The sequence below is a fragment of the Lysinibacillus sp. FW301-JW8 genome (assembly GCF_058788755.1).
The window spans coordinates 13,974-37,870 of the sequence record NZ_JBYTBB010000017.1 but is presented as its reverse complement, the minus strand read 5'-3'; the positions used below and the strand labels follow the sequence as shown (position 1 = coordinate 37,870).

At 34.2% G+C, this 23,897-nt stretch carries 23 protein-coding genes and 2 pseudogenes; all 25 read right to left on the bottom strand.

Translation table 11 applies throughout. From position 1 onward, the window contains the following. Positions 1–318 precede the first annotated feature (318 nt). Positions 319–1,020 (bottom strand): hypothetical protein, encoded by a 702-nt coding sequence (locus AC3WOM_RS09325; RefSeq protein WP_492446374.1) that lies wholly within the window; start codon positions 1,018–1,020, stop codon positions 319–321. A gap of 49 nt (positions 1,021–1,069) precedes the next feature. After that, positions 1,070–1,423 carry a hypothetical protein gene (locus AC3WOM_RS09320; RefSeq protein ID WP_492446372.1) on the bottom strand — a complete coding sequence of 118 codons (354 nt, stop codon included), beginning with the start codon at positions 1,421–1,423 and terminating at the stop codon, positions 1,070–1,072. A gap of 328 nt (positions 1,424–1,751) precedes the next feature. Further along, positions 1,752–2,240: a hypothetical protein gene (locus tag AC3WOM_RS09315; protein WP_492446371.1), complete on the bottom strand. Its 489-nt coding sequence runs from the start codon at positions 2,238–2,240 to the stop codon at positions 1,752–1,754. Between the two features lie 537 nt (positions 2,241–2,777). Further along, positions 2,778–3,026 (bottom strand): hypothetical protein, encoded by a 249-nt coding sequence (locus tag AC3WOM_RS09310; RefSeq protein ID WP_492446369.1) that lies wholly within the window; start codon positions 3,024–3,026, stop codon positions 2,778–2,780. Between the two features lie 196 nt (positions 3,027–3,222). After that, positions 3,223–3,414, bottom strand: coding sequence for a cysteine-rich KTR domain-containing protein (locus AC3WOM_RS09305; RefSeq protein WP_402787379.1), 192 nt, complete (start codon positions 3,412–3,414; stop codon positions 3,223–3,225). A gap of 87 nt (positions 3,415–3,501) precedes the next feature. Continuing rightward, positions 3,502–4,302: a CPBP family intramembrane glutamic endopeptidase gene (locus tag AC3WOM_RS09300; protein WP_492446368.1), complete on the bottom strand. Its 801-nt coding sequence runs from the start codon at positions 4,300–4,302 to the stop codon at positions 3,502–3,504. A 398-nt stretch (positions 4,303–4,700) separates the two neighbouring features. Next, entirely contained in the window at positions 4,701–5,045 is a 345-nt protein-coding gene (locus tag AC3WOM_RS09295; RefSeq protein ID WP_492446366.1) for a YxlC family protein, read from the bottom strand. Next, entirely contained in the window at positions 5,032–5,562 is a 531-nt protein-coding gene (gene sigY, locus AC3WOM_RS09290; protein ID WP_492446365.1) for an RNA polymerase sigma factor SigY, read from the bottom strand. The genes AC3WOM_RS09295 and sigY overlap by 14 nt, the downstream gene beginning before the upstream one ends. A gap of 319 nt (positions 5,563–5,881) precedes the next feature. After that, positions 5,882–6,181 (bottom strand): annotated as a pseudogene (locus tag AC3WOM_RS09285) (type IA DNA topoisomerase); the annotation flags it as partial. 900 nt (positions 6,182–7,081) lie between these two features. Then, a complete protein-coding gene (locus AC3WOM_RS09280) occupies positions 7,082–8,116 on the bottom strand; it encodes a hypothetical protein (protein WP_492446363.1) in 1,035 nt (344 codons plus the stop codon). A 240-nt stretch (positions 8,117–8,356) separates the two neighbouring features. Continuing rightward, positions 8,357–8,515 (bottom strand): hypothetical protein, encoded by a 159-nt coding sequence (locus AC3WOM_RS09275; RefSeq protein WP_492446361.1) that lies wholly within the window; start codon positions 8,513–8,515, stop codon positions 8,357–8,359. A gap of 303 nt (positions 8,516–8,818) precedes the next feature. After that, complete coding sequence (locus AC3WOM_RS09270; RefSeq protein ID WP_492446360.1) at positions 8,819–9,964, bottom strand: hypothetical protein; 1,146 nt, start codon at positions 9,962–9,964, stop codon at positions 8,819–8,821. After that, the gene (locus tag AC3WOM_RS09265) at positions 9,943–10,284 is read right to left on the bottom strand and encodes an ApeA N-terminal domain 1-containing protein (RefSeq protein WP_492446358.1); all 342 of its coding nucleotides are present in this window, start codon (positions 10,282–10,284) and stop codon (positions 9,943–9,945) included. Before AC3WOM_RS09265 ends, AC3WOM_RS09270 begins: the two co-directional genes overlap by 22 nt. Positions 10,285–10,296: 12 nt before the next feature. Next, positions 10,297–10,377: pseudogene (locus AC3WOM_RS09260) on the bottom strand (pentapeptide repeat-containing protein); the annotation flags it as partial. Positions 10,378–10,773: 396 nt separating this feature from the next. Next, on the bottom strand, positions 10,774–11,541 hold the full coding sequence (locus tag AC3WOM_RS09255) for a MerR family transcriptional regulator (RefSeq protein WP_492446356.1): 768 nt from the start codon (positions 11,539–11,541) through the stop codon (positions 10,774–10,776). Beyond that, complete coding sequence (locus AC3WOM_RS09250; protein WP_492446354.1) at positions 11,516–12,445, bottom strand: DUF2268 domain-containing putative Zn-dependent protease; 930 nt, start codon at positions 12,443–12,445, stop codon at positions 11,516–11,518. Before AC3WOM_RS09250 ends, AC3WOM_RS09255 begins: the two co-directional genes overlap by 26 nt. A gap of 1,035 nt (positions 12,446–13,480) precedes the next feature. Then, entirely contained in the window at positions 13,481–13,819 is a 339-nt protein-coding gene (locus tag AC3WOM_RS09245; RefSeq protein ID WP_492446352.1) for a cupin domain-containing protein, read from the bottom strand. 12 nt (positions 13,820–13,831) lie between these two features. Continuing rightward, positions 13,832–14,665 carry an ABC transporter permease gene (locus tag AC3WOM_RS09240; protein WP_427538181.1) on the bottom strand — a complete coding sequence of 278 codons (834 nt, stop codon included), beginning with the start codon at positions 14,663–14,665 and terminating at the stop codon, positions 13,832–13,834. Next, positions 14,665–15,678, bottom strand: coding sequence for an ABC transporter permease (locus AC3WOM_RS09235; protein ID WP_492446350.1), 1,014 nt, complete (start codon positions 15,676–15,678; stop codon positions 14,665–14,667). Before AC3WOM_RS09235 ends, AC3WOM_RS09240 begins: the two co-directional genes overlap by 1 nt. Positions 15,679–15,971: 293 nt before the next feature. Continuing rightward, a complete protein-coding gene (locus AC3WOM_RS09230) occupies positions 15,972–17,570 on the bottom strand; it encodes an ABC transporter substrate-binding protein (protein WP_427538175.1) in 1,599 nt (532 codons plus the stop codon). A gap of 31 nt (positions 17,571–17,601) precedes the next feature. Beyond that, the gene (locus tag AC3WOM_RS09225; protein WP_492446348.1) at positions 17,602–18,606 is read right to left on the bottom strand and encodes an ABC transporter ATP-binding protein; all 1,005 of its coding nucleotides are present in this window, start codon (positions 18,604–18,606) and stop codon (positions 17,602–17,604) included. Then, positions 18,593–19,591 (bottom strand): ABC transporter ATP-binding protein, encoded by a 999-nt coding sequence (locus AC3WOM_RS09220; RefSeq protein ID WP_492446347.1) that lies wholly within the window; start codon positions 19,589–19,591, stop codon positions 18,593–18,595. The genes AC3WOM_RS09225 and AC3WOM_RS09220 overlap by 14 nt, the downstream gene beginning before the upstream one ends. Before the next feature lie 265 nt (positions 19,592–19,856). Next, positions 19,857–20,402: a helix-turn-helix domain-containing protein gene (locus AC3WOM_RS09215; protein WP_427538166.1), complete on the bottom strand. Its 546-nt coding sequence runs from the start codon at positions 20,400–20,402 to the stop codon at positions 19,857–19,859. 795 nt (positions 20,403–21,197) lie between these two features. Next, positions 21,198–23,558: a sensor histidine kinase gene (locus tag AC3WOM_RS09210; RefSeq protein WP_492446345.1), complete on the bottom strand. Its 2,361-nt coding sequence runs from the start codon at positions 23,556–23,558 to the stop codon at positions 21,198–21,200. Further along, complete coding sequence (comX, locus tag AC3WOM_RS09205) at positions 23,531–23,692, bottom strand: competence pheromone ComX (RefSeq protein ID WP_427538160.1); 162 nt, start codon at positions 23,690–23,692, stop codon at positions 23,531–23,533. The genes AC3WOM_RS09210 and comX overlap by 28 nt, the downstream gene beginning before the upstream one ends. Between the last annotated feature and the right edge of the window lie 205 nt (positions 23,693–23,897).

Genomic DNA, 23,897 nt, shown 5'->3' with positions numbered 1-23,897 from the left:
CTCACAATCCTACTTTCAACATATCGTTGAAAGTCTGTAGCTTATATTAAGAATTTAAAATACCTAATAGCCTTGATAAACAAGCAAAAAGAAAGAGCGTGTTTTTAAAAAATTTAATCAAAACGTGCTCTTTATAAATTTTATTGAATCATTCTTCTATAAAAAAGATTGATCATTTCTATGATATTTCTTCCATTAAAGCGCCCTTTAATGGGGAAATATTCCAGAAATTATATTAAGCATGCTCTTTTAATATAGCTGTTTTCTCAAAGATTGTTGCTTCTGATTTTGCTATCTTCTTCGATTAAAGCACCCCGATTATTCAATTGGATTAAATTTAATTGATTTCGCTTGATACATTTTATCCTTATACATATACGTAATTTGAATATACCCTATACTCTCACCTGCTGGAGAAATTTGACCCCCTATTTTCGCAATAAGTTGATTGTCATTTATTTCAAAGTTGATAAGATTGCCAAAGTATATATCAGGAAATAAATGTTCGGGTTCAAATTTTAAAGGTTTTATATTAATTTTAAATTTCTTTTTTCCAATACTAATAATGGCTTTGTTAGGTAATAACTTAATCTTCACATTTTTTAACACTATTGCAATCGGATCATCAACAAGAACTTCAACTGGTACTTCAACAAGTTCCTTATTTATTCTTTGATTTTGGATATGAAAAACGTGAACTTCTCGTTCTAATATTCCAGTACCAGTACCTTTGGTCAAAATTATGATTAACTCATTTTTTCCATCTTTATTGATGTCTTCATAGATAATTTGAGGTGACCAAGTAGGACTTGTTGTATTTATCCAATAAGGTCTTCTAAGAACCACGCCTTGAAAATCAATTTTAAAATCTGCATATACTCCGTTCATCTTTTTAGCATAAAGGGTAACATCCGCTTTATCAGACTTTGCAATTTCATCATATTCATTTATCATTGCTTTAGTTTTTGTTAAAACAGCAAAAAGAGAAATGGCAATAATTAATATAAGAACTTTTCTCATAAGAAAACACCTCAAATTTAGTGTTCTCTATATTTGACTGCTTATTCCACTAAACTGCCTCGTTAGCATAAAAAGCAATCGCTCTAATTGAACAATCATTCCTGTTAGTGAAGTAATAAAGGATTGATAATTTCCCAGAATATTCTCTTAAATGTTCAATGGCCAATGTTACTGCACCTTCCTCTGTCTCAATCAAAGACAATCCATTTTTAATAGGACTCCAATACTCATATCCGTAGTCTTCCTGCCACCTATATAATTCTATGGTAAAAAGACCATCCTTACGTTTAATAATTTGAACTTTATATTGATTACTCGGAGACAAAATTTCTTTTAGAACTTCTTCCATTAGCCCACCATCTTTTCTGGTAATAATGTAAATAGTATAGTATTTCTTCTTCAACTAAACTCCCTCTATAAACATTGATGTATCAACGGTTTCCATCACTTCGTGATGTGAAAAAAATATTTTTCCACTTGATTTATAAACAGTATTTTTAATTTATAGTTATAATTTACAATCTGAGTGTGCGCTTCGCTAAAATTAATGGAAATCATTAGCTTTTTTATCCACTATGTGATGCACAATGGATCTCTGCGATACTTATGATGACGTACCCTCCCATGTCTCTTAGCGTCATTTGCGCTTACATTCCTTCGTTCAGTCTATTCATAAGGCAGAGGCCTGCTATGCTGCTCCGTTAGCATAATAAGACCTGAAATCATAAATACTAAAAATTTAATTTTTCTTTCATTAGGTTAATTACATTTGAGATGGTATCGTTTACTATTTCAATACTAAAACTTTCAGCTATACATTCAAAGGTAGAATCGTGAAATGATAAAACAAAGTGTTTTAAGTCATTAAAATATGTTTCATTATGATAGGGATGAACAGAGTTCATTTCAATCAAATTTCTTAACCACGATGAATTTTCTATTATGAATGCAGAATATGGTCTTAAGCCCTTAGTATATAATGGATGACCACTAAAAGCTTCATCATTAGGTGGTCCAAACATTGTAGAACTGCATCTTTCGAAAGAAATAATCGCTATTAATTCAAACTCATTCATATAATCCGATTCATTTTCTTGAATATAATATGAAACTACGGTCTTTGACTCAGCAGACAAAACTACAGGGATTGGGGCACCTACAGATGATTGGGGCATTTCATTTAACTCTACAACCGTATCTTTGCTGTCAATTGAATACATTCCCCTTCCTTTATTTACCATTTATTTTATTAAATTATACCATTTTTTCTTCAACTAAACTGCACCGTTAGCCATCCATGTCGCGTAAAATCAACACTAAACCACAGAAAATGAAAGATTATTACGTTCTTTCATGGGAGTTGAAGAACATCTTTTCACAATCTTTAATTTATTTCACCAGAGATTCCTCATCTTCCTTCGATAAAATTTCATTCCAACATCTTATTAGCAAGTGTTTTAACAATTGAATTAACAAAGGCATATAAATTTGCAATGGAGACATTACTGAGTTTAGTCGTGATGGGAAAATTGATATTGATCTTTCTGAATTAAATCCAAATGATATTTCTGAACATTTATATGTAAAAAGAATTCAATCAAGTTTAAACAATCTTCGCTTTGCTTGGGACAAACTTAAACAATACAAAGACGTTGCACTAACATGGTGCGTTTGTTGAAGTACATTCATATCTAAAGATAAAAAGGGAGCTGAGATTATATTTCTAGCTCCCTTTAGTCTGTATTTGTAACAAGTCCTTAGTCGATTTTTTTAAGGAAAGTACTTGTGGCATCATGGATCTCTGTGACATGCGTTTGAAAGAATCCATGAGAGCCGTCAATCATTTGGGACTCGGCATTTGCACCAAGTCGTTTTACGTGACTTTTTTGAATCTCATCTCCATCTTTTACTCGTTTTTGAAAGTCTGAGGATATTAGTTTCAGTACAGGTACTTCTGAAGGGAAGACGATGCTGTTTACCTCATTGACATTGTCATTTAAACTCAAAGCCTGATTAATGATCGTATCGTTGACAACATGATAAGAAAATAATTTATTATCACTGATTTCTTTTTCGGTATAGCCATTTCCAACTGTTTGATCAGAAGGTAGCAGCCCATTGATGATTCGATTAAATCCAGTTGCTTGAAGTAACGTATTAAAACCATATAGGATTTATATTGAGGTTAACATATATCTCAATTTATCGGCTCTGCGTCTTAGCGTCTGGCTCTTTAACTATGATAATTTTAAATTTTTTTATGTTTACTAAACTTTCTTGTTTACATTTTGGACAGTAAAGAGGAAAACTAATTAATATTGTATTCGCATATACTTTAGTGCGTGTTTTTGAACTACAAATTGGGCAGTATATCCATTTGCTTTTTTCACTCATATACCCTTCTCCTTTCCTGTCTAGCTCCTCATATAGTTATATTTTACACAAGCAAATTTTCAAAGTGTATATGCACCATATATATTTTTACATAAAAAAGGAGACAATCAACATTAGAAAATTCATGGCAATATGAGCAAACATATGTGCAAGCATCGCAAGTTCTAGATTGTGCTTCCAATAAATCCAGCCAAAGAAGAAGCCGGGTAAACCATTCAATAAGATCATTCGGAACCAAATGAATGCGGTCATTTCTGTCACACTTGCAGTTCCACTATAGTGACCTATTGCAAATAATAATGCGCTAACAAATATTGCAAGGATAAAGACCCAGTTCGAAGGTTTTGCTGATTTTCGATCAAATAGTTTCCAAAAAATAAAAACCAACAAGCTCATAAACCCAAAACGCATTAATAGTTCCTCAACAATCCCTCCGTAGAGTAAAGCTGCTAAAAATTCTATTGCATTATAAGGATGTATTAGTTCTTTTAGACTCTCCGGCAAGAGTGGGAATAAAAGATAATCGAATCCTCTTATAACAACTCCTGCAATCGAACCGAGTATGATAGCTAGTTTAATACCTTTTATCCACTCTGACTTTGACTTTTCTCTAGCATTCGGGTGCATAATCACAGATTTTAAACCAACTTTATGAGCAGTAAAAAAACCTATAACAAGAGCAATGATTAAGAAAATATAATTGGGAAGTGTGCCAAGTAAGGCTAACATTTCAGGTAATCCTGAAATCCCCATCATTTCCCTCGCTTGCTCTAATTGGGCCGGGTTTGTCGATAGTGTCGATAGTGCCTTAAGATATAAGGGAACGAATGCAATGATTCCAAGCAAGAGATAAATGAATAGTCCTTTAACACTTTTTTGCTTTGTCATAAGTAACCTCCTTGATTTCAGTATAAGATTCATATAAATATCAATATTTGTTTTATTTACTATAAGACTCTATTAAACAGTTCATTCTTGTTTCCCTCCTCCAAATTGTTTATTCACCCTTAATACGATTACGTTCGTCTAATCGTTCACTCACGAAAAAAAAATAAAAAAAAAATCTCAGGAATTTGATCCTGAGACCTTTCTTTTAAATATTTTTCTTGCAAAAACAAGATAGATAATAAGATATGCTGGAAATTGAATAAGGCCTAAAAAGCCCCATAGCCAAGCATTGTGTCCCCTCTTCCGTGCATCCCAAAACATCCATGAGCTCTGACAAATCAGAATGAATGCAATCACGACGCATAACCAAAGCGGTGTGCTACTTAGTTTGTTTGAGATCATTCATTCCTGACCTTCTTTCTAGTTTTGTTAAGAGCTAAGGGCAATAAGATAATCCCCACAAGCTGAAAATAAAGAAAAAGAATTGGCTGACGATAAACGACAGCAATCCCAACCGAAAGCACAAATACTGCAACAGAGATAAACGTGAGGAGGTCTTTCCATTGTTTTTTTCGTATTCTTTTTTTCTCTAATTCAACATATTGTTGAAACCATTGTAAGTTTGGAGTAGATACTGGATTCCATTGATCCAGTTTTTCTAAACCATCTATTAATTGCTTAACCGTTAATTCATCTTCATCATCCAACATAGAATTACTATTTTTAGAATCATACTCCTTCAAGTTCAGCCAACTCCTTTCGTACACTTTTTAGACCATTTGAAACTCGAGATTTTACTGTTCCTTCTGCAATACCCATCATTTTTCCAATTTCCTCATATGAATATCCGTAATAATGCTTTAACACGATTGACATACGTATTTCTTCATTAATTTGAGCAAGTACATCAAGTACATCAGTCCATTCTTCGTTCATAATGGCTGCATTCCATTTCATTTTTCGGAGCGCTTGTTCCTGCTCTAGCCAGTTTTTCTCCCGCTTCTTTCTACGCTGTTGATCGATAAAAAGGTTCGTTGCGATTGTGATGAGCCATGAGGAAAACTTGGATTCACCATTATACAGTTGGATTTTTTCAATACACTTCATCATCGTCTCTTGTGTTAAATCTTCTGCGATTTGTGGATGAAGGGTAACTTTCATTAAATACTTTACGAGGAACGAATAATTCTGTTGTAGCAGCTTCGAAAGAGCCAATGTATCTCCCTTTTTCGCCTTTCGAATTAAATCCTTTTCATCCATGAGATCTACTCCATACAATAATGATTTATATGTAATACGACTAACTGGGAAAATCGTTCATTTTCAAAATAAAGAATCACAACAAAAACGTTTAGCCACCTATTAGTATTTATTAAGTTTACTTGAAAGTTATTATTTGACCAAAAACCAAAGTATTGTTGCTCATGGGACTGTCACACAAAAATATTGACAGTCCCACAAAAACCCCCTTCGTATCAACGAAAGGGATAAAAATTATAATTATGTACATATACATTTATAGAGATACATCAAAGTCACACGCAGAAATGACCATTTGAACATCTTGTCGCTTCATTTAACTATTAATGATTCTCAGCTGTTTTCTTGCTCCAAAATCTTCTTTCCCTCTTTTTTTAGGATCCGCCTTCACCTTGTAACGAAAATGATCGGGGATAAATGGAAAGTTCTCCATCTGCTATTTTTCCATCTTTTTGTCATAATCCTTGGCATCAAAAAGCTGCAATAGATGACCGAAAGCCCATGTAATAACATAACCATTTCCTTCAAAGAAACCATCTTTTTTGCTTTTTATTTTTAAAGCATCTGCAATGTTCTTCGCAACGGACGGCTTTTCTGCTAAAATCAATCTAAGTCCCATTTATGGCTCAACCTCCCTTGTTTTTTTATGTTTGTGGTATCAGTCTTCTTTGGCTTTTTATTAAGTCAAACAAGTAAGCATCAAATAATAATAGCTCAAGTTATTTTAAATTGCATAAAATAGCTAGTTTATATGTTAACTGAAAAAGCATCCCGATTTTTAATAATAAAAAAGAGCATGTTTTTTCAATAAATTAAAAACATGCACTTAAAAAAGTTTTCTATATTAATTTAATGGCTAAAACGACTGTTTACGCTTATTATTATCTCTTATTGTATTGGATTCTGTTTGGAAGAAGCAATTATTTTTTTATTTTCAAAATCTCAAAAAGAGCTAAGGTATGTTCATCTGAATCTATTTCTTTATTATCACCTTTTCTAACGACAATTTCCTGAAATGATGGATTTAATTGTGACAAAAATTGTATACTTCTTCTCTCGATAGTTGTTTCTCTTTTATATACCAATGCACAATTTTAAAGATATTTTTCTGTTGAGAATAACTATTAATAGCATCAATTTTATTGTAAAGATTTTCGATATTCTTCATTTTCCCATCAATTAATAACCAATTTAATAATTCTTTTGATGATTTTAATCTATTGTGATTATATAAGTTTATAACTAATTCATCTGTAAATTTTTCTGAAACAGTATTAATATGAGTCTTCTTTCTACACCTCTTTTAATTTGATAGTGTTGCGGTCAACTTCACTATACCAAATTTCAAAGGGGTCTTTTCTTATGTTTAAAATCTGTCAAGAATCAAACTTAATTAGCCGAATCTTTAACTACAGCCTTGAATTAGAGCTTTTATTTAAGTGCGAAAGTTTGAGTTATTACAGCTCATCTGCAATCATTTTTGCCTTTTCCGCAAGCTCCCACTTTCTTTTAGGCATAGTTATTTTCCAAATTGGTTAATGTAGGCTTCCCGATAATTATAGGGAACAGCCTTTTCATCCACAATTCCATTTACAGTTCTGCCACCAAATCCGCCTCCATCTGCACTGTACTTCTGATTATCAAAAGTCGCAGGAAATTCAAACGAATGGATGACATCAAAATCGAGCATGCCTTTTAACTCATCACATTCTTCCTTTGTTATTTTTTTAAAACTGTCTACTAAAAATGAACAGTACATATCATAAACAATATCTGCATATTCTGCGGGCGACATTTTTTCATTAAAACCATTATAACTGCACGATATACTGATATCCTTCAGTTTACTCCCCCTCATCGCTGGACGGAACTTCTTGGTCTCTGTGTTGTATGCGGAATCATAAAAGAACTTATGACGTTTGTTTATCGGCCCCATAAACAAGGTTATCGCCATACTGTTTTTTTGCAAAATCCTTTTTTGCATCAACAGATTGCTTTCCAAAAAAGACCATATATATTCGCTAATTCTGTAGTCCACACGTGGTCTTCTAAACATGATTTCAGGTTTGCATATTTCATCGTCTTCATCTTCGTGACTCCAAAATCGGCTGATCATCATGGTTTTTGTATTTTCTTCACTGTTATCACTGATTTTCGTTAGTAAAAGCTCTCTGACATAGAGAGATACTTTTTGCAGCAGCATTCTAAAATCGTTTTCGTTAAACGTTATCAAAACACAAGTTTCAGATTCAGAATCGCTTTCAATGACTTCTTTAAAAGCAACTTTTTCTTGTTTAAGTTTATCAAGAATGTAATTGGTCCAACCGTATCCGTCAGAAATATACGGCATTTCCTCTAATTTGCGATTAAGTTTTTCATAACCACCAGTTGGCGAAAACTCTAGTGAATAACTCAATGTTTCATTTCCCTTATTTATAACGCTGGCTATATGTATCACAAATGGTTTATAGTCGAGACATTCCCACATACCCTCTTGCATATATTCGATAATATTGTTAGGGATTTTGACTTTTTCTAAATGTAATCTATCCAAATTTCTCGTTCCTCTCGTAGTAAGGATATGGTCGTTCAACAGAAGTATAATTGTTGTTTTTTGTACTTTCAGCTTCACTTTTGTCGAACTGTGTGTTCGTTTACACTGCTTTTCATCGCTTATTTTTTTTCGATGAAATTTCAAGTTTATATTGTCTAAATAACCAATGGTTTTTAATATCGTTCTTTCTGAGGATCGATTGCTTTGCTTTTGTTTAATAGATCCACCAATCTGGATATTTCACCTTACATCAGTTATTTTCTTCTCAAACTGTTCACTTTTCACTAAAACTTCATTCGTACTCTTTAAATTTTCCCCAAAAGGACTTTTACCACTGCACCCAACAATTGTTAACATAACGGTCATTATTACTAACGCGACATCCGTTCCTTGCTTCATCAGCTCCCTTCCCCACAGTTACAAATAACTCCATAACAATAGACGCATATAATAACCAGTATGTTGTGGTAACCTGTCCATTAGCTTAATGCACCATGGAGCAGCTGCCGGATCGCAATCTGCTCCATGGTGCATTGAACTAAAGTTCCCGTTACTTGAAGGCAGGATGGATATTTAAAAATATGGTTTTATCTTGTGAACCGTAATTTTTTTCATATTTTATCTTTCAAAAATAATCTACATTATCACGCCTGTGCAATTACTGTAAGAACGGCTTTCTGGTTGAGGTCGAAGTCATTGTAGTTAAACGGACATTTTATGAGCCAACACAATGGCATTAACAGCTGATACGGTATCCTTTGCTACCAGCTGTTCATCCAGTTTCAAATGAAGTTGTAAGGTAGAGACTGGTGGATTTTTAGAAGAAATTATGAGCTCAACCTCATGAGATGAAAGCACCTTCGCTTGCATGATTTGCAGCCACGGGATAAGATACGGTAATGATTTATCCTCCGAAGGGCCGGTTTCCATGCCATCTACCCCAATAGGTGAATGCCCATCGAAATACTCAATCCTAAGCACAGCATAAGAGGGGGTACTGTTCCTCTTCAAGGTCGTGGCCTCCTCCAGTCGTTGGCGGGAGTTTTTTTTAGGACCGATAATCACATTCCACAAAACGATAAACAGAGAGGGGATGAGGAAGCCGAGCACCGCCAACCAACCACTGGAGGTATTGACATAGACAATAAAAAAGATGGTTGCGGACAGTATCACAAGCAACCATATGTAGAGCTCCTGCCGCCATTTGGGTTGGCGCTTCCCAGATGCTGGAGGAATGGACTGTGCTGGCTGAATTTCTGGAGCTTGCTCCGGTTTAGCTATCGTACGTTCTCTCCATGGCAAATGCTCCCCATTCAGCATATAGAAGTTATCGGCTGCTCCCTGCCAGACCTTCTCCTGCGAGGGATGCGGCAACTGCCAGAGGGTAACGTATTCTTGAATGTCTTTCAGATAGAGGGCGGGATCGCCAGTGAACGAGAAATATTGCGAAAGCTCAAGATGAATAACGGCAGCAGAATACCGCTGTACATGGGTCGATAAGGTTTCCAGCCACTCATGTACAGGAGCGGCAAGCGAAGGGAAATGGGCCAGTGTGCCGGGTAAACTCAGGCGCAACTGCTCTGCAGCATCCACCCATGGAATCTGCCATTGGAATGCCTCGGAAAAGGATTCCCACTCAGGCAGATCCTCCACATCCGGTTGGTCCATATGGGGTTGAATCTTGCTCCATGCTTGCATAAGCTGCTCGCTATAGCGCTGGAACTGCTCTTGGCTGACCAGACAAAACCATACTGGAGCGAGAAAATTATTCGTCTCGAAAGCTGTATTCTCATAATCGATCGAATCTGTATCGGCATTTGTAACGCTCAGGAATGTCCGGTTTCCCATATAAGATCCTTTCCTCCTACCTTTGTTTCATTTAAGATTGAAGTTATTATGTACCCTGTTCTTTTATTCATTTCGAATCCATTGATAAGAGTTACTGGCCCTTCTTCACATTCTCCGTATAGAATTGGAAATTCACCAACATGTTCTTCATTTATTTCATCCCAATTACTCTTACCATTAATAGTACCAATAAGTTCTAGTGTTATTCCGTCCTTAGAAAATATTAGTGTCCCTGATACTTTTCTCTCAGGATTTTCTGGCAACCACCAGTGACCTGCATATTCGAATTCATCATAAATATCTGGTTTTTTTAGTCCCATAAGTACCTCCACTTAGTTTACTAAGATGCTTCTAGTTAGATCGGCCCCTCTGAGGTCGGCGTCTTGGAGGTCAGTAGCAATCAGGTATGCTCCTCTTAAGTTGGCACCTCAAAGATTTTCCCCCATAAGGTCGGCTCCCTGACGGTCAATCTTATTACTTTTTTGAATTCTTATGATGACGATGTGACTCGGTCCGCACAAGTTCGCTTGTTTTTAAAAGCAGAACGTTTACATCTGCCTGATGTGATGGAACGTCTAGTTTGATGAGTGAGCCACGTTCAACGTCAGGACTTCGGCCAAGTACCAGAGCATCTCATGTAGCTGTTTCACTACCGGGAACACATCGAAAATTTTTTACGCTGTTTCTGGATCTTTCCACCGGTCAGCGCTTTCCAAAGTGATTTGGGAAACTTTTTGACCTGCTCTGTTTGGGGAATTTATTGGGCAGCCCAATCTTTTAATTGTATGTTTTATTATTAAAGTATTTGATTACTCCTTCTTCTGATTGATATGATGTGTAATAGCGTTATATAAAAACTCGGCTAAGTCGTCGTTGCTAAACTGATTTATATAATTTTTAAAGCGATTATCAAATTTATACGTATTTGCAATACATGTTAACATTTCAGCGTCACAAACAATCGATTGTTCAAGATATCTTTTCCATTCGATGATTAATTGCTGTACTTCATCAGAAGAAGGAGATTTCTTTATATGGGATGCGATTTTTCTAAATACATTTTCCATGTTTTGTTCAAATTCGGAATATAAGTTTGCTTTATTGTTGGGTGAGAGTTTTTTTAGTCTTTCTTCAAATTCTTTGTGACTCTTTGTATCACCATAGAAAAATTTAGCTTCACGATCATATTGTTCTTGTAAGGATGGAATGGTTGAATCATTAAAAATGTTTAAGTTGTATATATCCTTTCCTGATACATACTGATCAACCGCAGTGATGATTTTCTCTAATCGTTTTTTTTTCAAAAATAAAGCTTGACTGTGATTTTTTAATACTTTTCGCTGTTCTTCATCCGAAAGTTTCAAAATATCCGTAATTTCATTTAAGGAAAAGTCCATTTCTTTTAAAAGTAAGATTATTTGAAGTTTCTCTAAACTATTCCTATCATAGAGCCGATAACCATTGTCTGTTAGGTAAATTGGTTTTAATAAATTTATCTTATCATAATAGTGTAAGGTTCTTTTTGTTATGCCTGTAATTTGAACGATATCTTTAACTGCTAATAATTGTTTCTTCATCCCAAAATCCTTTTGATTCTTCCAATATTAAATTGGCTGGAGTAATTGTAGCTTCAAAGATATTCTTTCCTGTTTTTTTCAAATAGTATTTTATTAAATAATATCCACATGCATAACCAGCACTATAAGGCATATTGGCGGGTGTAAAGTTTTGAAGTTTTGCTATCTCGTCACCATAAAGATAAGGTGTAATTTTATCAAATCCTTCCAGCTGTAATTTTTCTTTCAATACCGGTTTAATATGATTATTAAGCGTTTCAATGCTTGTTTTCGATACCCATGGGCCAAGTAGCTCCTCCCCAAAAATAGAAGTCGCAAAGTTTTCTGCTAACCCTTCACTAACAATTAATTCACCTAACGTAACTGCGAAATGGTCCCATTGAATAAATTGATAACGAACATTATGATTACATTCATGAGCTAAAGCAGCCTTCATCCGGGGCATTGTGTATTCATTTGGTACAAGTGTACAAATAATATAACCAGGAATACCCCCATCACCACTATATCCTTCACTTAACATCAATGGAGTGCTGTTTGGATTTCCTAATTGAATAGTGAATAAATAATCTGATACAGTGAGGTTTACACCGTGCTCTGTAAATAAGTAAAGGCTTTTCTTAACGGATTCTTCACACTCATTCCAAAAGGAGTCAGACGAAATTAAATCTAATTCCTTTGAAATTTTATTGGTAATTTGAGTAGGTGATATATTCATCATATTATTCAACGTAATAACGTCAAAACCATTGGGCTCTTCAGTTTTAAAAGGAATATGTTGTATTTCCCATTTCTTCATAAATGGGGCCAACATTTCTTGCCTGAATAATTCAATCTTTTCCTCTTGTGGGGCTTGTATCACTTTCCGATATACTTTATCTGAGCGTAATGCTTTTATTTTCATTTTTCCCAACTCCTTATTTAATATATTTACAACTATGCACTATGACGTTACGTTATAGTCAAGTAATTCAATTGAAAATATTTAAGGGAAAAATTAGGTGTTTTTCGAAACATTAAGACTTCCTCGCATCTTACCTCCCACTCCTTGTTCCACCTATTCTCATGCCCTCTCTATGTTTTGGATGATAAAAAGTTGTTCGGTTTTTTCTCCTGCAATCTCATAAAAAAACGAAGGATGACCAGGCATCTATCCGGATTTCCCTTCTATCTTGACCATACTTTTATCTTTAAAAATACACTATAAAAATATATCTTAGCCTATTTTTAGTTATTCAATATAATGACCCTTTAAGGGAATAACATAACTATTGTTTCCCACTGATCACTCTTAATAAGGTATAAGTCTTGTTCGACTTTTTTAAAAGTCAAACAAGTAAGCGTCAACATCATAATATGTGAAAATTGTTTGACACTTTATAATTAGCTAGAATTGAGTTTTGGCATATTCCATGCTCTCCAATTATTTCATACCCATTAAAAATTATATCAAATAGCGGATATTTTAAGGCTCTTCACCATAACTTGTGGTTGACTTCCGCTCCGCCAGTCAACTACTATTACAATTAAAAATGTCAACCACATCTTTTGGTGATGAACCTATTTTAAAAAATAAAACTCCCCAAATATGCATTATTATACAATATTTACTATTTTTTAAATACTATTTTCAAAGTATTAAAAGAACTCATTTTGAAAAAAATAATCAAAATGAGTTCTAACAAATATTTTTTAGTTTTTAAACACTGGTAATACTAAATTATGATTTGAGCTTAAAATCACGAAAAACTTTTTCAGGAGTAAAGTTATCATTTTCACTGTAAAACATACCATTTATTTTCTATCATTTTTATTTAAATAGTTTATTATAATCTTCATATTAAATCACGAGAAAACTATTTTATTAGTAGCGCTTCAAGCTTTATTAAACTTGCTACAAATCTTATTGGACCAATTTTAAATAAGAAAGCGCCAATTATTATTCGGCTGTTTTCACCATAAAGCAAACGAGCATACATGGTTCACTGCTATTATTAACACACCAGTGCTCTTCGCCAGCAGGTATTAGTGTTGCATCTCCAGCTTTTTCCACACTGTACTCACCATTACTGTATGTTTCAATTTCTCCACTGAAAATATAAGAATACTCATCTTCATCATGACGGCTCATGCCCACAGCTGGAACTCGTTCGCCAGGTGTTAGTGAAATAACACTCATGCTCACTTCTTGAAAATTCCCTTGCTTTGTAAAAAATTTCTTCATTTCATACATTGGCATACCAATGGGCTCGACTTGATTAATATTAATTTTTTCCATTACATTTACCACCTATTCTTTTTGAAGTTTTGGATCTAAGAAGTCTCGTAAACCATCCCCTACGAAGTTAGCACCAATAGAAATAGAGAAGATAGCTAACCCTGGGAAAGTAGATACCCACCAATTTTGAATAACCTTTGCCCCATCTGATACCATTGAACCCCACTCAGGTGTAGGCGGCTGTGTTCCAAGTCCAAGGAAGCTTAATCCAGAAAACATCAAGATTGCATTCCCTAGGTCAAGTGTTGCCATAACTAGTAAGGGACCAAAGCTATTCGGTAAAATTTCTAAAAATAGAACTCGAACATGTGAAGCACCCATCACACGAGAAGCAGTAACATACTCGCTTTCTTTTAAGGAGATCACCATTGAACGCATCAATCTTGCATAGTTTGGCCACCATATAATGGCCATTGCAATTACTGAGTTTATAATACTTGGACCAAGCGCTGCTGCAATTACCATCGCTAAAATAAGTGGTGGAAATGCCATAATAAGCTCTGAGAAACGCATCATTACTTCGTCTACTTTCCCGCCTTTATATCCTGCTATTCCCCCATAGAAAATACCAAAAGAAAAGGCAGTTATCACAGTAATTATACCTGCTGTTAGAGAAATTCTAGAACCATACATAACACGTGAGAATACATCACGTCCCAACTCATCAGTACCAAAGAAATGTGATAAGCTCGGTGGCTGGTATCGAATGGTTAAATCTTGTACAGTTGTACTGTGTGTAGCGATTAAAGGTGCACAAATGACAACGATAATCCAAAATGCACAAATGAATAATCCCAATTTAAAAAGAAATCCTTTTTGAGTGATAAAAGAGCTAAATTTTCTCATTATTTATACCTCACCCTCGGATCAATAATCCCATAAAGGATATCAATTAGTAGATTAATAACAACATAAATAAAAGCAATTAATAATGACACACCGCATATAGCTGGGAAATCAAGTGAAACGGCAGATAGGTAGGCATATTGTCCAATTCCTGGCCAAGCAAAAATATTCTCAACTAGCACCATTCCACCTAGTAAATTACAAAATCCTATTCCAGCTACTGTAATGACTGGTATCATTGCATTGGAAATCGCATGTTTAACGATAATTCCAGATTCCTTCAGACCTTTAGAACGAGCTGTGCGTATGTAATCCATTGACAACACTTCAAGCAAATTAGATCTTGTTTGACGAGCAATTAGTCCCATAGTAAAGAATCCTAATACCGTTCCTGGCAGAATCAAATGCATAGCCACATCACCGAATAATTGAAAATTCCCGTTAATAATTGAATCTAGAAGAAGTAATCCTGTTCCTTCCTCAGGAGTTGTTGCTCGTGCATCAATTCGTCCTGGTCCAGGCGTAATGCCTAGAACTGAAGAAAAAATGTTAAGCATGATTAAAGCAAACCAAAAGCTTGGTATAGATACCCCACTAATAGAAACAGTACGAATGATATGATCAATAGCCTTATTTCTGAAAATAGCAGAGATTGCCCCAAATAGAATACCTAATACTAAGGCAATCACCATCGCCACTATCGATAATTCCAATGTTGCTGGGAAGAACTGCATTAAATCATCAAACACAGGTCTGCCTGTTCGTATTGATGTACCCAAATCACCCGTCAATAAGTGTTGGAAGTACAGAAGTAATTGACTAAAAAGCGACTGATCTAGTCCCCACTTCTCTTTAAAAGCAGCAACAATTTCAGGATTATTCATTGCACTTTGGCTCAAATTCGCAGCAACCGGATCACTCGGCACTAAATGCGAAAGAATAAAAACGAAAAGTGCCACACCAAATAATAAGAAAAGCAGAAACAATAGACGCCTAGCAATAAATCTAAGCAATTCGGATCACACTCCCAACTAAAATACAACTTTCTAATCAATTTCGCCTTGGCGTAATTGCGTCCGGATTTTGAATTGTGCCCGCACAATTCATTCCTTTGAAAATCCGTGACATCCGCCGGAGGCTTTATCTTCATTCAGTAGGTTTTTGGACACCCTCTGAAAGAGTAATCAAAATCACATTCATCTCACCACCTATAGAGGTGGGAGTCTTCCGCTGAATGAAGGTAATCTAGGTAAGTAGCTACCGTATGTAGTTACCTACCTACGAGTAGCTACTTAATTGTAAAAAATTATTTTGAAAGCTTTAATTCATTTAATCGTAATTTATAAAGGTCGTTGTAAGTAACACCTTCAAGGTTCGCACCTACAGCAAATGATTTAGGGTGCTGTACTAAGAATGCATATGGACTATTTTCAGCAACTATTTCCTGCATTTTCTCAGAAATTTCTGCACGTTTTGTAACATCAATTTCCACTTTCGCTTGTTCAGCTAAACTTACTAATTCTGCATTTGCTGAAGACTCCCAGTTTGCACGTTTTCCTACTATATCACCTGGAATAAATGCTAATTGGTTGCTTAGATCGTAGTAGTCAGGTGACCAGTGCATCACTAGGAATGGTGTTTTCCCGTTTCGATAGTCTTCGATAACAACCCCAACATCTCCAGTTTGAATTTCTACATTAATATTAATTTTCGCAAGATCTTCTTTTACTTTTTCAGCAATTGTTACCCATGAAAGTCCTTCTGAATCGTAATTAGCAGCTGTTAGAGGTACTGTAAAGCCTTTTTCATACCCTGCTTGCTTCATCAATTCCTTTGCTTTATCTAAGTTTTGATAATTATCTGGTCTAGATTTTGCACCAACAAAACCATCTTGAACAAATGACATTGGTAATAATGAGCCATCGCCTGCTAATAGCTGGAAGCCTTTATAGTCAAGTGCGTAACGAACAGCTTGCTGAACAAGTGGGTCCGCCATTTCTTTTCCTATTTCAGTACTATTATTCATTAATAAGAATGAAATTGTTGAAGTTGGTGAAGATACTACCTTGGCATTTCCACCCTCTTTGATGCTTTTCACTTGGTCAGGTCCAACGCTTAATGCTACGTCAATTTCACCTTTTTCAAGTGCTTTAATTTGTGTATTTGGATCCGGGATTTCTTTGATGATAATCTTACTCGCATTCACAGTACCTGTATAATTCGGATTCTTTTCAAGAACCATCTCTGTATTTGGAGTCCACTTCGTTAATACATATGGACCACTGCCTGCTGATGCCCCATCTAGATAAGTAGTGGCTGCATCTGTTGAACTTGCATCAGCTGCATCTGAACCACCTTGTTCCTTCACAACTTTGCTATCTACAACTGCAAAGGCATTACTTGTAAGTTTTGAAAGGAATGATGCATCCTTTTCCTTAAGATTGACAACAACAGTCTTGTCATCTGGCGCTTCCACGCTAGCAACTCCTTCTGCAAGTGCAGAGGCATTATCTTTTAAATTTATTGTACGATTAAAACTAAATACTACATCCTCTGCAGTTACAGCATTACCGCTCGAAAATTTACGACCCTCATCTAGCTTAAATGTATACACAAGTCCAGATTCGTCTACCGTATATTCCTTTGCAAGTGCTGGCTTTGGCGTAAGATCTGATCCTTCCAATGTATATAAATTCTCATATGTTGCATAGAAATAGAAATTCCCAAACACTTCATAAGCACGAGCTGGATCTAATGTTTTCCAGTCGGAAGCAACCCCAATAACGATTGTATCCGTGTTAGATGTGCCTCCAGATTCATTTGTTTTTTCTTCTTTATTGCTACAGGCGATAAGTGATAGAGCCAATACCAATAGGATTGAAAGTAAAGAAATTTTTTTCATCATCCAAATTCCCCTTTTATAATAAATTTATAGTTTACTTTGTATGCAAATGACATGCTGCAAAGTGCTTACTATCAGTTTGAATAAAGTCAGGCTCCTGTGTTTTACAAATATCCATCGCTACAGGGCATCTTGTATGGAACCGACATCCGGCAGGCGGATTAGATGGACTTGGAACATCCCCTTTAAGAATAATTTTCTCTCGATGTTCATCGCTAATATCTGGAACAGAGGAAAGGAGCGACTTTGTGTAAGGATGTTTCGTTTTATCATATAGTTGATCACGAGTAGACAATTCAACAATTTTACCTAAATACATTACTGCGACTCGGTCACTAATATGGTGTACAACGCTGAGATCATGCGAGATAAATAGATAAGTAAGGTTCAATTGTTTTTGTAAGTCCTCTAGTAAGTTAATGACCTGTGCTTGAATTGACACATCTAAAGCTGAGACAGGTTCGTCACACACGATAAGCTCTGGATCTAGTGCCAATGCTCTAGCAATTCCAACCCTTTGTTTCTGACCTCCTGACATTTCATGAGGAAATCTATCGAGGAAACGATTTGCTAGACCAACCATATCCATTAGTTCTTTAATTTTTGCTTCACCATTTTGTATTTTATGAATTTTGAATGGTTCTAATAAAATTTGCTTAATGGTTCTACGTGGATTTAAGCAAGCAGATGGATCTTGAAAAATCAGTTGTGCCTTTTTGGCAAAGTTTTTCTGTTTTGATTTTGAGAACTTTGTAATATCCTCGCCATTAAATAAAATTTCAGATCCTTGGTCAGGCGCATATAGACCAAGTAATGTCCTGCCTAATGTACTTTTACCACATCCACTTTCACCGACAAGACTAAAAGTTTCACCCTTTTTTATCGTAAAAGAAACATCGTCTACTGCTCTAAGCAAGCCTTTTTTCCCATCTGGGCTTTTAATATGAAAGGTCTTTTTTAAGTGTGAAACCTCTAAAATGTTTTCTGTGCCATTGCTGTTCGATACTGTAGCTATATTATTGGAATTATTTTGAACCATTCACATCACCACCCTTTTCAGATCCGTCATAAATAAAGCATTTTACTTCACGACCATCTTCTAGTTTAAATAATGGTGGGGCTTCCAATTTGCATTTCTCTGTTGCATATTTACAACGAGGATGAAAACTGCAACCTTTTGGCATATTCAGTGCATCAGGGACACTACCTTCAATCGCTTCAAGTCTTTCCACTTTACTAGAAATTTTAGGTATAGCATTAAGCAATCCTTTTGTATATGGATGAAGAGGATCGGCAAAAACTAACTCAGTTGGACTTTTTTCAACAATTTGTCCAGTGTACATGACTACTACTTTCTCACACATTTCTTTCACGACACCCAAATCATGGGTGATCATAATAATACTCATATTCCTCTTTTTCTTCAGACTGTTCATTAAATCTAGAATTTGAGCTTGAATAGTAACATCTAATGCAGTAGTAGGCTCATCGGCAATTAATAGTTTGGTATTACAAGCTAAAGCGATGGCAATCATAATTCTTTGTCGCATACCACCAGACATTTGGTGTGGATATTCATGAAACCGCTGCTCAGGAGAAGGGATTCCTACCATTCTTAGTAATTCAATTGCTTGGTTTTTTGCCTCTTGTTTACTTACATCTTTTTGGTGAATCAAGATTGGTTCCATAATTTGCTTACCACAAGTATGTAAAGGATTAAGTGAGGTCATTGGCTCTTGAAATATCATTGATATAGAATTTCCTCTAATCTTCCGCATTTCATGAGATGAGAGTTTTAACAAATCTAAACCATCAAAATCAATATTTCCAGTGATTTCAGTATTAGCATTTTGTAAAAGTCCCATTATAGTAAGGGAGGTAACACTTTTGCCACTACCACTTTCACCAACGATTCCTAATGAACTTCCTTGGTCTAGTTCAAAGCTTAAATTATCTACTGCTTTGACAACACCTTGGCGTGACTTGAATTTAATCGTCAAATCCTCCACTTTTAGTAATGTCATCAGTTTCACCTCTTTCAAAAGTATTGTTAAAAATAATTGCTAGAATAGTACTACAGAAATAAATAGATTTATAATTCAGAAAATTAAATATACCAATCTTTAGCACGCAATTTGGCTTGAGGAACATTCAATTAATTATTGCTCGATTGTCGAAAGATCAAGTAATGGTGCATAAGATCTTTAATGAATGAATTCGTTTTGAAATTCTAATATTCCTCAAGTAAATAAAACTTAAAACAACTAGATAAATTTCCCTTTTATTTATTTAACTAAAAATAACTGGAGTGATTACGGAAAGTAATACAGTTTCCTGATTTAAGGGATTTTCCCATATATGAGTGAGATTTGAAGGGAAATGTATTGCTTCCCCTTCACGCAAATAATATTCTGTCTGGTCAATAGTGAATAATACTGCCCCTTTTAGAACGTAATAAAACTCTTCACCTGGATGTTTAAATGGTTCGTTTTCTTTTTGAAGAGGCTTTATTGTTACGAGAAATGGCTCTATTTTTCTATCTGGAAAGTTATTGCTTAACCTAACATAAGTAGAATCAGAGCTTTCTATTTTAAAAGGTTTTTGATTTTGCTTTTTCACTGCGTAATTTAGATCTTCCGTCTCCTCGAAGAAATGAATCATCTTCACACCAAACGCGTCAGCAATTTTTTTTAATGAAGTGATAGCTAAAGATGACGTTCCTCTCTCAATTTGGGATAAAAAGCTGACAGATAATTCGGTCTTTTCACTCAATTCCTTCAAAGTCATACCTTGTTCAAACCTTAATTGCTTTATCTTTTGAAAAATTTCTTCCATAACTGAATTCCTTTCTCTTAACAGAAGAATAATTACTGTATAACCGTAATTTATTACAATCTTATCATAATTTTTATAAATGTAAATTAAATTTTAAAATATTCTTTATATTCTTACTATAATATTTTTTTAAGATATCTTTGTAATATAGCAGTAATACGATAAAAAATTTGTTGATTTTAGATAGATAATAATCGTTTAGAGGCACCGAGAATGCTGACTATTAAAGAAAAAATCTAAATTTTAAATGGATGAGTGGTAATAAAGGATGGATGTATTGGTTTATAATCTATTCGAAAGAGTAGGCTGTCAGAAATTATAGTGAAAACAGAAAGTAGAAAAGAGCAAATTTAATAAATAATGTACTTTTCGGTCATTGGAAGGAGTTATAGCCCTATTTTATAGCGGGTGGGTTTTAATGAAGCTGTAAAATGGTGCATGTTAAACGAAAAAAATTAGATAAGCTGCACTATGTGAACAGATTAAATATGAACTTGTAAACGAAGACTACTAACTTAAGGATCTTGTAAACACTAATACAGGAGAATTAAAATTGCAAATGGTGAATTTTTATGAAAACGGGACTCAACTACCAAGACCATATTTTACGAAAAAAAAAGAATCTATTTGATAAAAATAGATTCTTTCATAGTGAGGTATTGTTCAATTTTCATAAAGTTCAACTACTTTCTTCTGATTGAACTTCAACAAATGCGCTCTTCAACATTTTCTTATCTATTGTATTGATTTCCTAGCAGATGCTTTTGGCACAATAAAGTATACGACTGTAATATTTTATCCCCTACTATGAGTTGGTCGTCTATTATAAGTATCGTAGCCATAGGAATGGGTTTGTTCTCCTTCATCTACCTTAATTCGAATGGACATTCCATCTCCAATATTGGTATTGATAGAAAACTTGCCATTAAAGGCCCGTACCCTCTCTTGCATCCCCCTGATTCCCATTGAATCCGCAAGAATGATTTCATCCATTTTACATCCTACACCATCGTCAGAATAATTGATTTCAAAGCCACCATCTGTTTCTAAGAGATAAATTTCTACAATGTTGGCATGTGAATGCTTCAACGCATTGTTTATTAACTCTTGAAAAATCCGATAAATCATCAAGTTTAAACGCTCATCCTCTAAATAAAGACGATCAATGGTGTAAATCAAAACAAATTCAGCACATTTATGAACTTTTTGAATAAGTTTCTCAAGCGCTGCATTTAATCCTAATGTATCTAATAGTGGAGGTTTTAAATTTTCACAATAACCTCTTAAATCAGTCAACGATGCAATCATATGGTCATGTACTTTAGATAGGTTCGTTTGTACATTTGTTGTTTTCTTTGCATGAATCACTTCATGCATTTCTCTAGCAATATGGAGCTGCTCTTGTAAAATCGTATCATGAAGCTCTTGCGCTAATAGATATTTTTCTTGTTCAAATCGTAGCCAAAGTAGCTTATTGAGCCACGGCAACTGATTATTATCTGCTTCTTTCATCTGCTTTAATTGTTCTAAAAGATCTTCCACCATTTTAGTATTTTCTATAAAATTATTTAAATATAAAAGCAATAATTCTAGCCATAATAATTCCTCATCCTTTAGATAGATAGATTTATTATGATCTACGACTAGTATCCTTTTATAATTTATATCTTGGTGAATAAAAGCAATATAAAAATGCTCAGTTTTCTTTATATCCCCTAAACGTAGTTCTTCTAGTAACACTTCATCCATTTGATTTTGTGTATATACTTTTGATTTGCTTAAAAAAGTAACTTGTTGTGTTTGTAAATCATAAGTTAGTACGTCTATATGATTAATCTCAAGATGTAAAGCAACTTCGTGAACAAATTTCTCCAATAAGTCTTCAATCTTTACGACTCTTCCAATACTATCAATGGTCGTATACATTCTATGAATATAATCCCCTTTTGTTGAAAAAAGGATTTTTCGCTTATGATAATCTATTTTTTCTTTAATATAGAAAAGTGCTATTAAAGAGAAGAAGGAAAAAAGGAAAATTTCTGTCATTCCTGAAATAGATAAATCAGTTATCAAGTAGAGACCTATTAATAGCCACACTGTAAAAGCAAATGAAAAATTAAAATAATGACGTAAGCGAGTTATATAGTACTCCATATCAAATATGCGTTCCGTGAGCTGTGTACATATGAAGCTGTATGGTATAAGCAACAAAAATAAGGAGCATATTTCGGCAGAGAGTATATATTTATGAATAATAATTTGCGGTAAAGCAAACAAAAAAAGGAATGGTAAGAAAGGGCTAATAATACTTAATAAAAAAATTTTCAATTGAGGGGTTTTATATTTTAAATAGCCTATCCCTAAAATACCAAAAATTATTATTAATAAAATAAAAAATAACCACAGGGTAAAAATAGAGAGTAAAGTATTTGTAAATGGGTAGATGATACTGAAAATACTAAAAGAAGAAACTATAATTAAAGGAAATATATATATTATTTTAATGTTGTAGATAAATAACCATTTTAAATTCAAAAATAAAAAATAATTTCTTAAAAAGTGAATCAAAAGAACAAGACAAAGTATCATACTACTTCGATTCACAACTGTCCCAACATTATCTAACATTCCTGATGCACCAATACTAACATAAGCCAATGATACGGTAAGAATAAACAGAATAAGTAAATTTATTAAACTCGAATTCTTTTGTTTTTTATATAAGTAGAGAGAAACAATTAAACTTAATAAAAAATAACATGCTGGTAAAAAAAATATATACAAAAATTGTTCAGGAATGTCAGATGGTTCTAGTTGTAAATGAATTAACTGTCCATCTTCTTGGTTCACAAACTTTAACTCTTTAGCCGCTCTAATTACAGGATCATATTTAATAATATTTAGTTCATTAATATTGTTACCATCAATTTCTAAAATAATATCCCCTGCTGAAATCCTTTGCTTATTTGCCCATTCCTTATAAAATGGCTCAATTATTAACCATTGTCCATTCTCTTCTTTCAGTTTAATTCCCAAATAAGGCGTGCTATAAGTAACATATATCAAATAACTTCCTAATATAAGATAAGTACTTATAGCAAGCCAAAGCCAATTACTTTTCAAAAAGTTTAGTGCCAAAAGCCCGTTTCTAAACATGTCTCTTCATCATCAAAGGATGTTATGATTGCCTTCTGCTCAAGTTCTGTAACACCAACTAGAGAAGCCTTATTTTCTTTTAACAATGTAAGTAGTGACGGGTTTTTTTCCAAATATTGAATCATGTTAATCATAAAATCTCCTCATTTCATTAGTTTTTATAGTTACATTTTTCGGCATATTCAATTGTATTTCAATCTCTATTAATAGTATTTTACCATTCAATTTTTATAAGGGATTAATAACCATAAATGCAACTATACTTACATTATACTTTTATTATCCAATTTATCAACATTATTTTCTAATAATTGCTAAAATTCAATATATCGAGAGCTG

What these genes read in the sequence shown, in the direction of transcription:
- sigY (WP_492446365.1), bottom strand. Translation starts at nt 5,562, where the DNA reads ATGGATGAAAAGGATTTAATTCGAAAGGCGAAAAAGGGAGATACATTG.
- comX (WP_427538160.1), bottom strand. Translation starts at nt 23,692, where the DNA reads ATGATTAACATGATTCAATATTTGGAAAAAAACCCGTCACTACTTACA.
- AC3WOM_RS09300 (WP_492446368.1), bottom strand. Translation starts at nt 4,302, where the DNA reads ATGACAAAGCAAAAAAGTGTTAAAGGACTATTCATTTATCTCTTGCTT.
- AC3WOM_RS09325 (WP_492446374.1), bottom strand. Translation starts at nt 1,020, where the DNA reads ATGAGAAAAGTTCTTATATTAATTATTGCCATTTCTCTTTTTGCTGTT.
- AC3WOM_RS09245 (WP_492446352.1), bottom strand. Translation starts at nt 13,819, where the DNA reads ATGGAAAAAATTAATATTAATCAAGTCGAGCCCATTGGTATGCCAATG.
- AC3WOM_RS09225 (WP_492446348.1), bottom strand. Translation starts at nt 18,606, where the DNA reads ATGGTTCAAAATAATTCCAATAATATAGCTACAGTATCGAACAGCAAT.
- AC3WOM_RS09265 (WP_492446358.1), bottom strand. Translation starts at nt 10,284, where the DNA reads ATGGGACTAAAAAAACCAGATATTTATGATGAATTCGAATATGCAGGT.
- AC3WOM_RS09230 (WP_427538175.1), bottom strand. Translation starts at nt 17,570, where the DNA reads ATGATGAAAAAAATTTCTTTACTTTCAATCCTATTGGTATTGGCTCTA.
- AC3WOM_RS09315 (WP_492446371.1), bottom strand. Translation starts at nt 2,240, where the DNA reads ATGTATTCAATTGACAGCAAAGATACGGTTGTAGAGTTAAATGAAATG.
- AC3WOM_RS09275 (WP_492446361.1), bottom strand. Translation starts at nt 8,515, where the DNA reads ATGAAGCAAGGAACGGATGTCGCGTTAGTAATAATGACCGTTATGTTA.
- AC3WOM_RS09240 (WP_427538181.1), bottom strand. Translation starts at nt 14,665, where the DNA reads ATGAGAAAATTTAGCTCTTTTATCACTCAAAAAGGATTTCTTTTTAAA.
- AC3WOM_RS09305 (WP_402787379.1), bottom strand. Translation starts at nt 3,414, where the DNA reads ATGAGTGAAAAAAGCAAATGGATATACTGCCCAATTTGTAGTTCAAAA.
- AC3WOM_RS09215 (WP_427538166.1), bottom strand. Translation starts at nt 20,402, where the DNA reads ATGGAAGAAATTTTTCAAAAGATAAAGCAATTAAGGTTTGAACAAGGT.
- AC3WOM_RS09220 (WP_492446347.1), bottom strand. Translation starts at nt 19,591, where the DNA reads ATGACATTACTAAAAGTGGAGGATTTGACGATTAAATTCAAGTCACGC.
- AC3WOM_RS09255 (WP_492446356.1), bottom strand. Translation starts at nt 11,541, where the DNA reads ATGAAGAAACAATTATTAGCAGTTAAAGATATCGTTCAAATTACAGGC.
- AC3WOM_RS09210 (WP_492446345.1), bottom strand. Translation starts at nt 23,558, where the DNA reads ATGTTTAGAAACGGGCTTTTGGCACTAAACTTTTTGAAAAGTAATTGG.
- AC3WOM_RS09270 (WP_492446360.1), bottom strand. Translation starts at nt 9,964, where the DNA reads ATGGGAAACCGGACATTCCTGAGCGTTACAAATGCCGATACAGATTCG.
- AC3WOM_RS09250 (WP_492446354.1), bottom strand. Translation starts at nt 12,445, where the DNA reads ATGAAAATAAAAGCATTACGCTCAGATAAAGTATATCGGAAAGTGATA.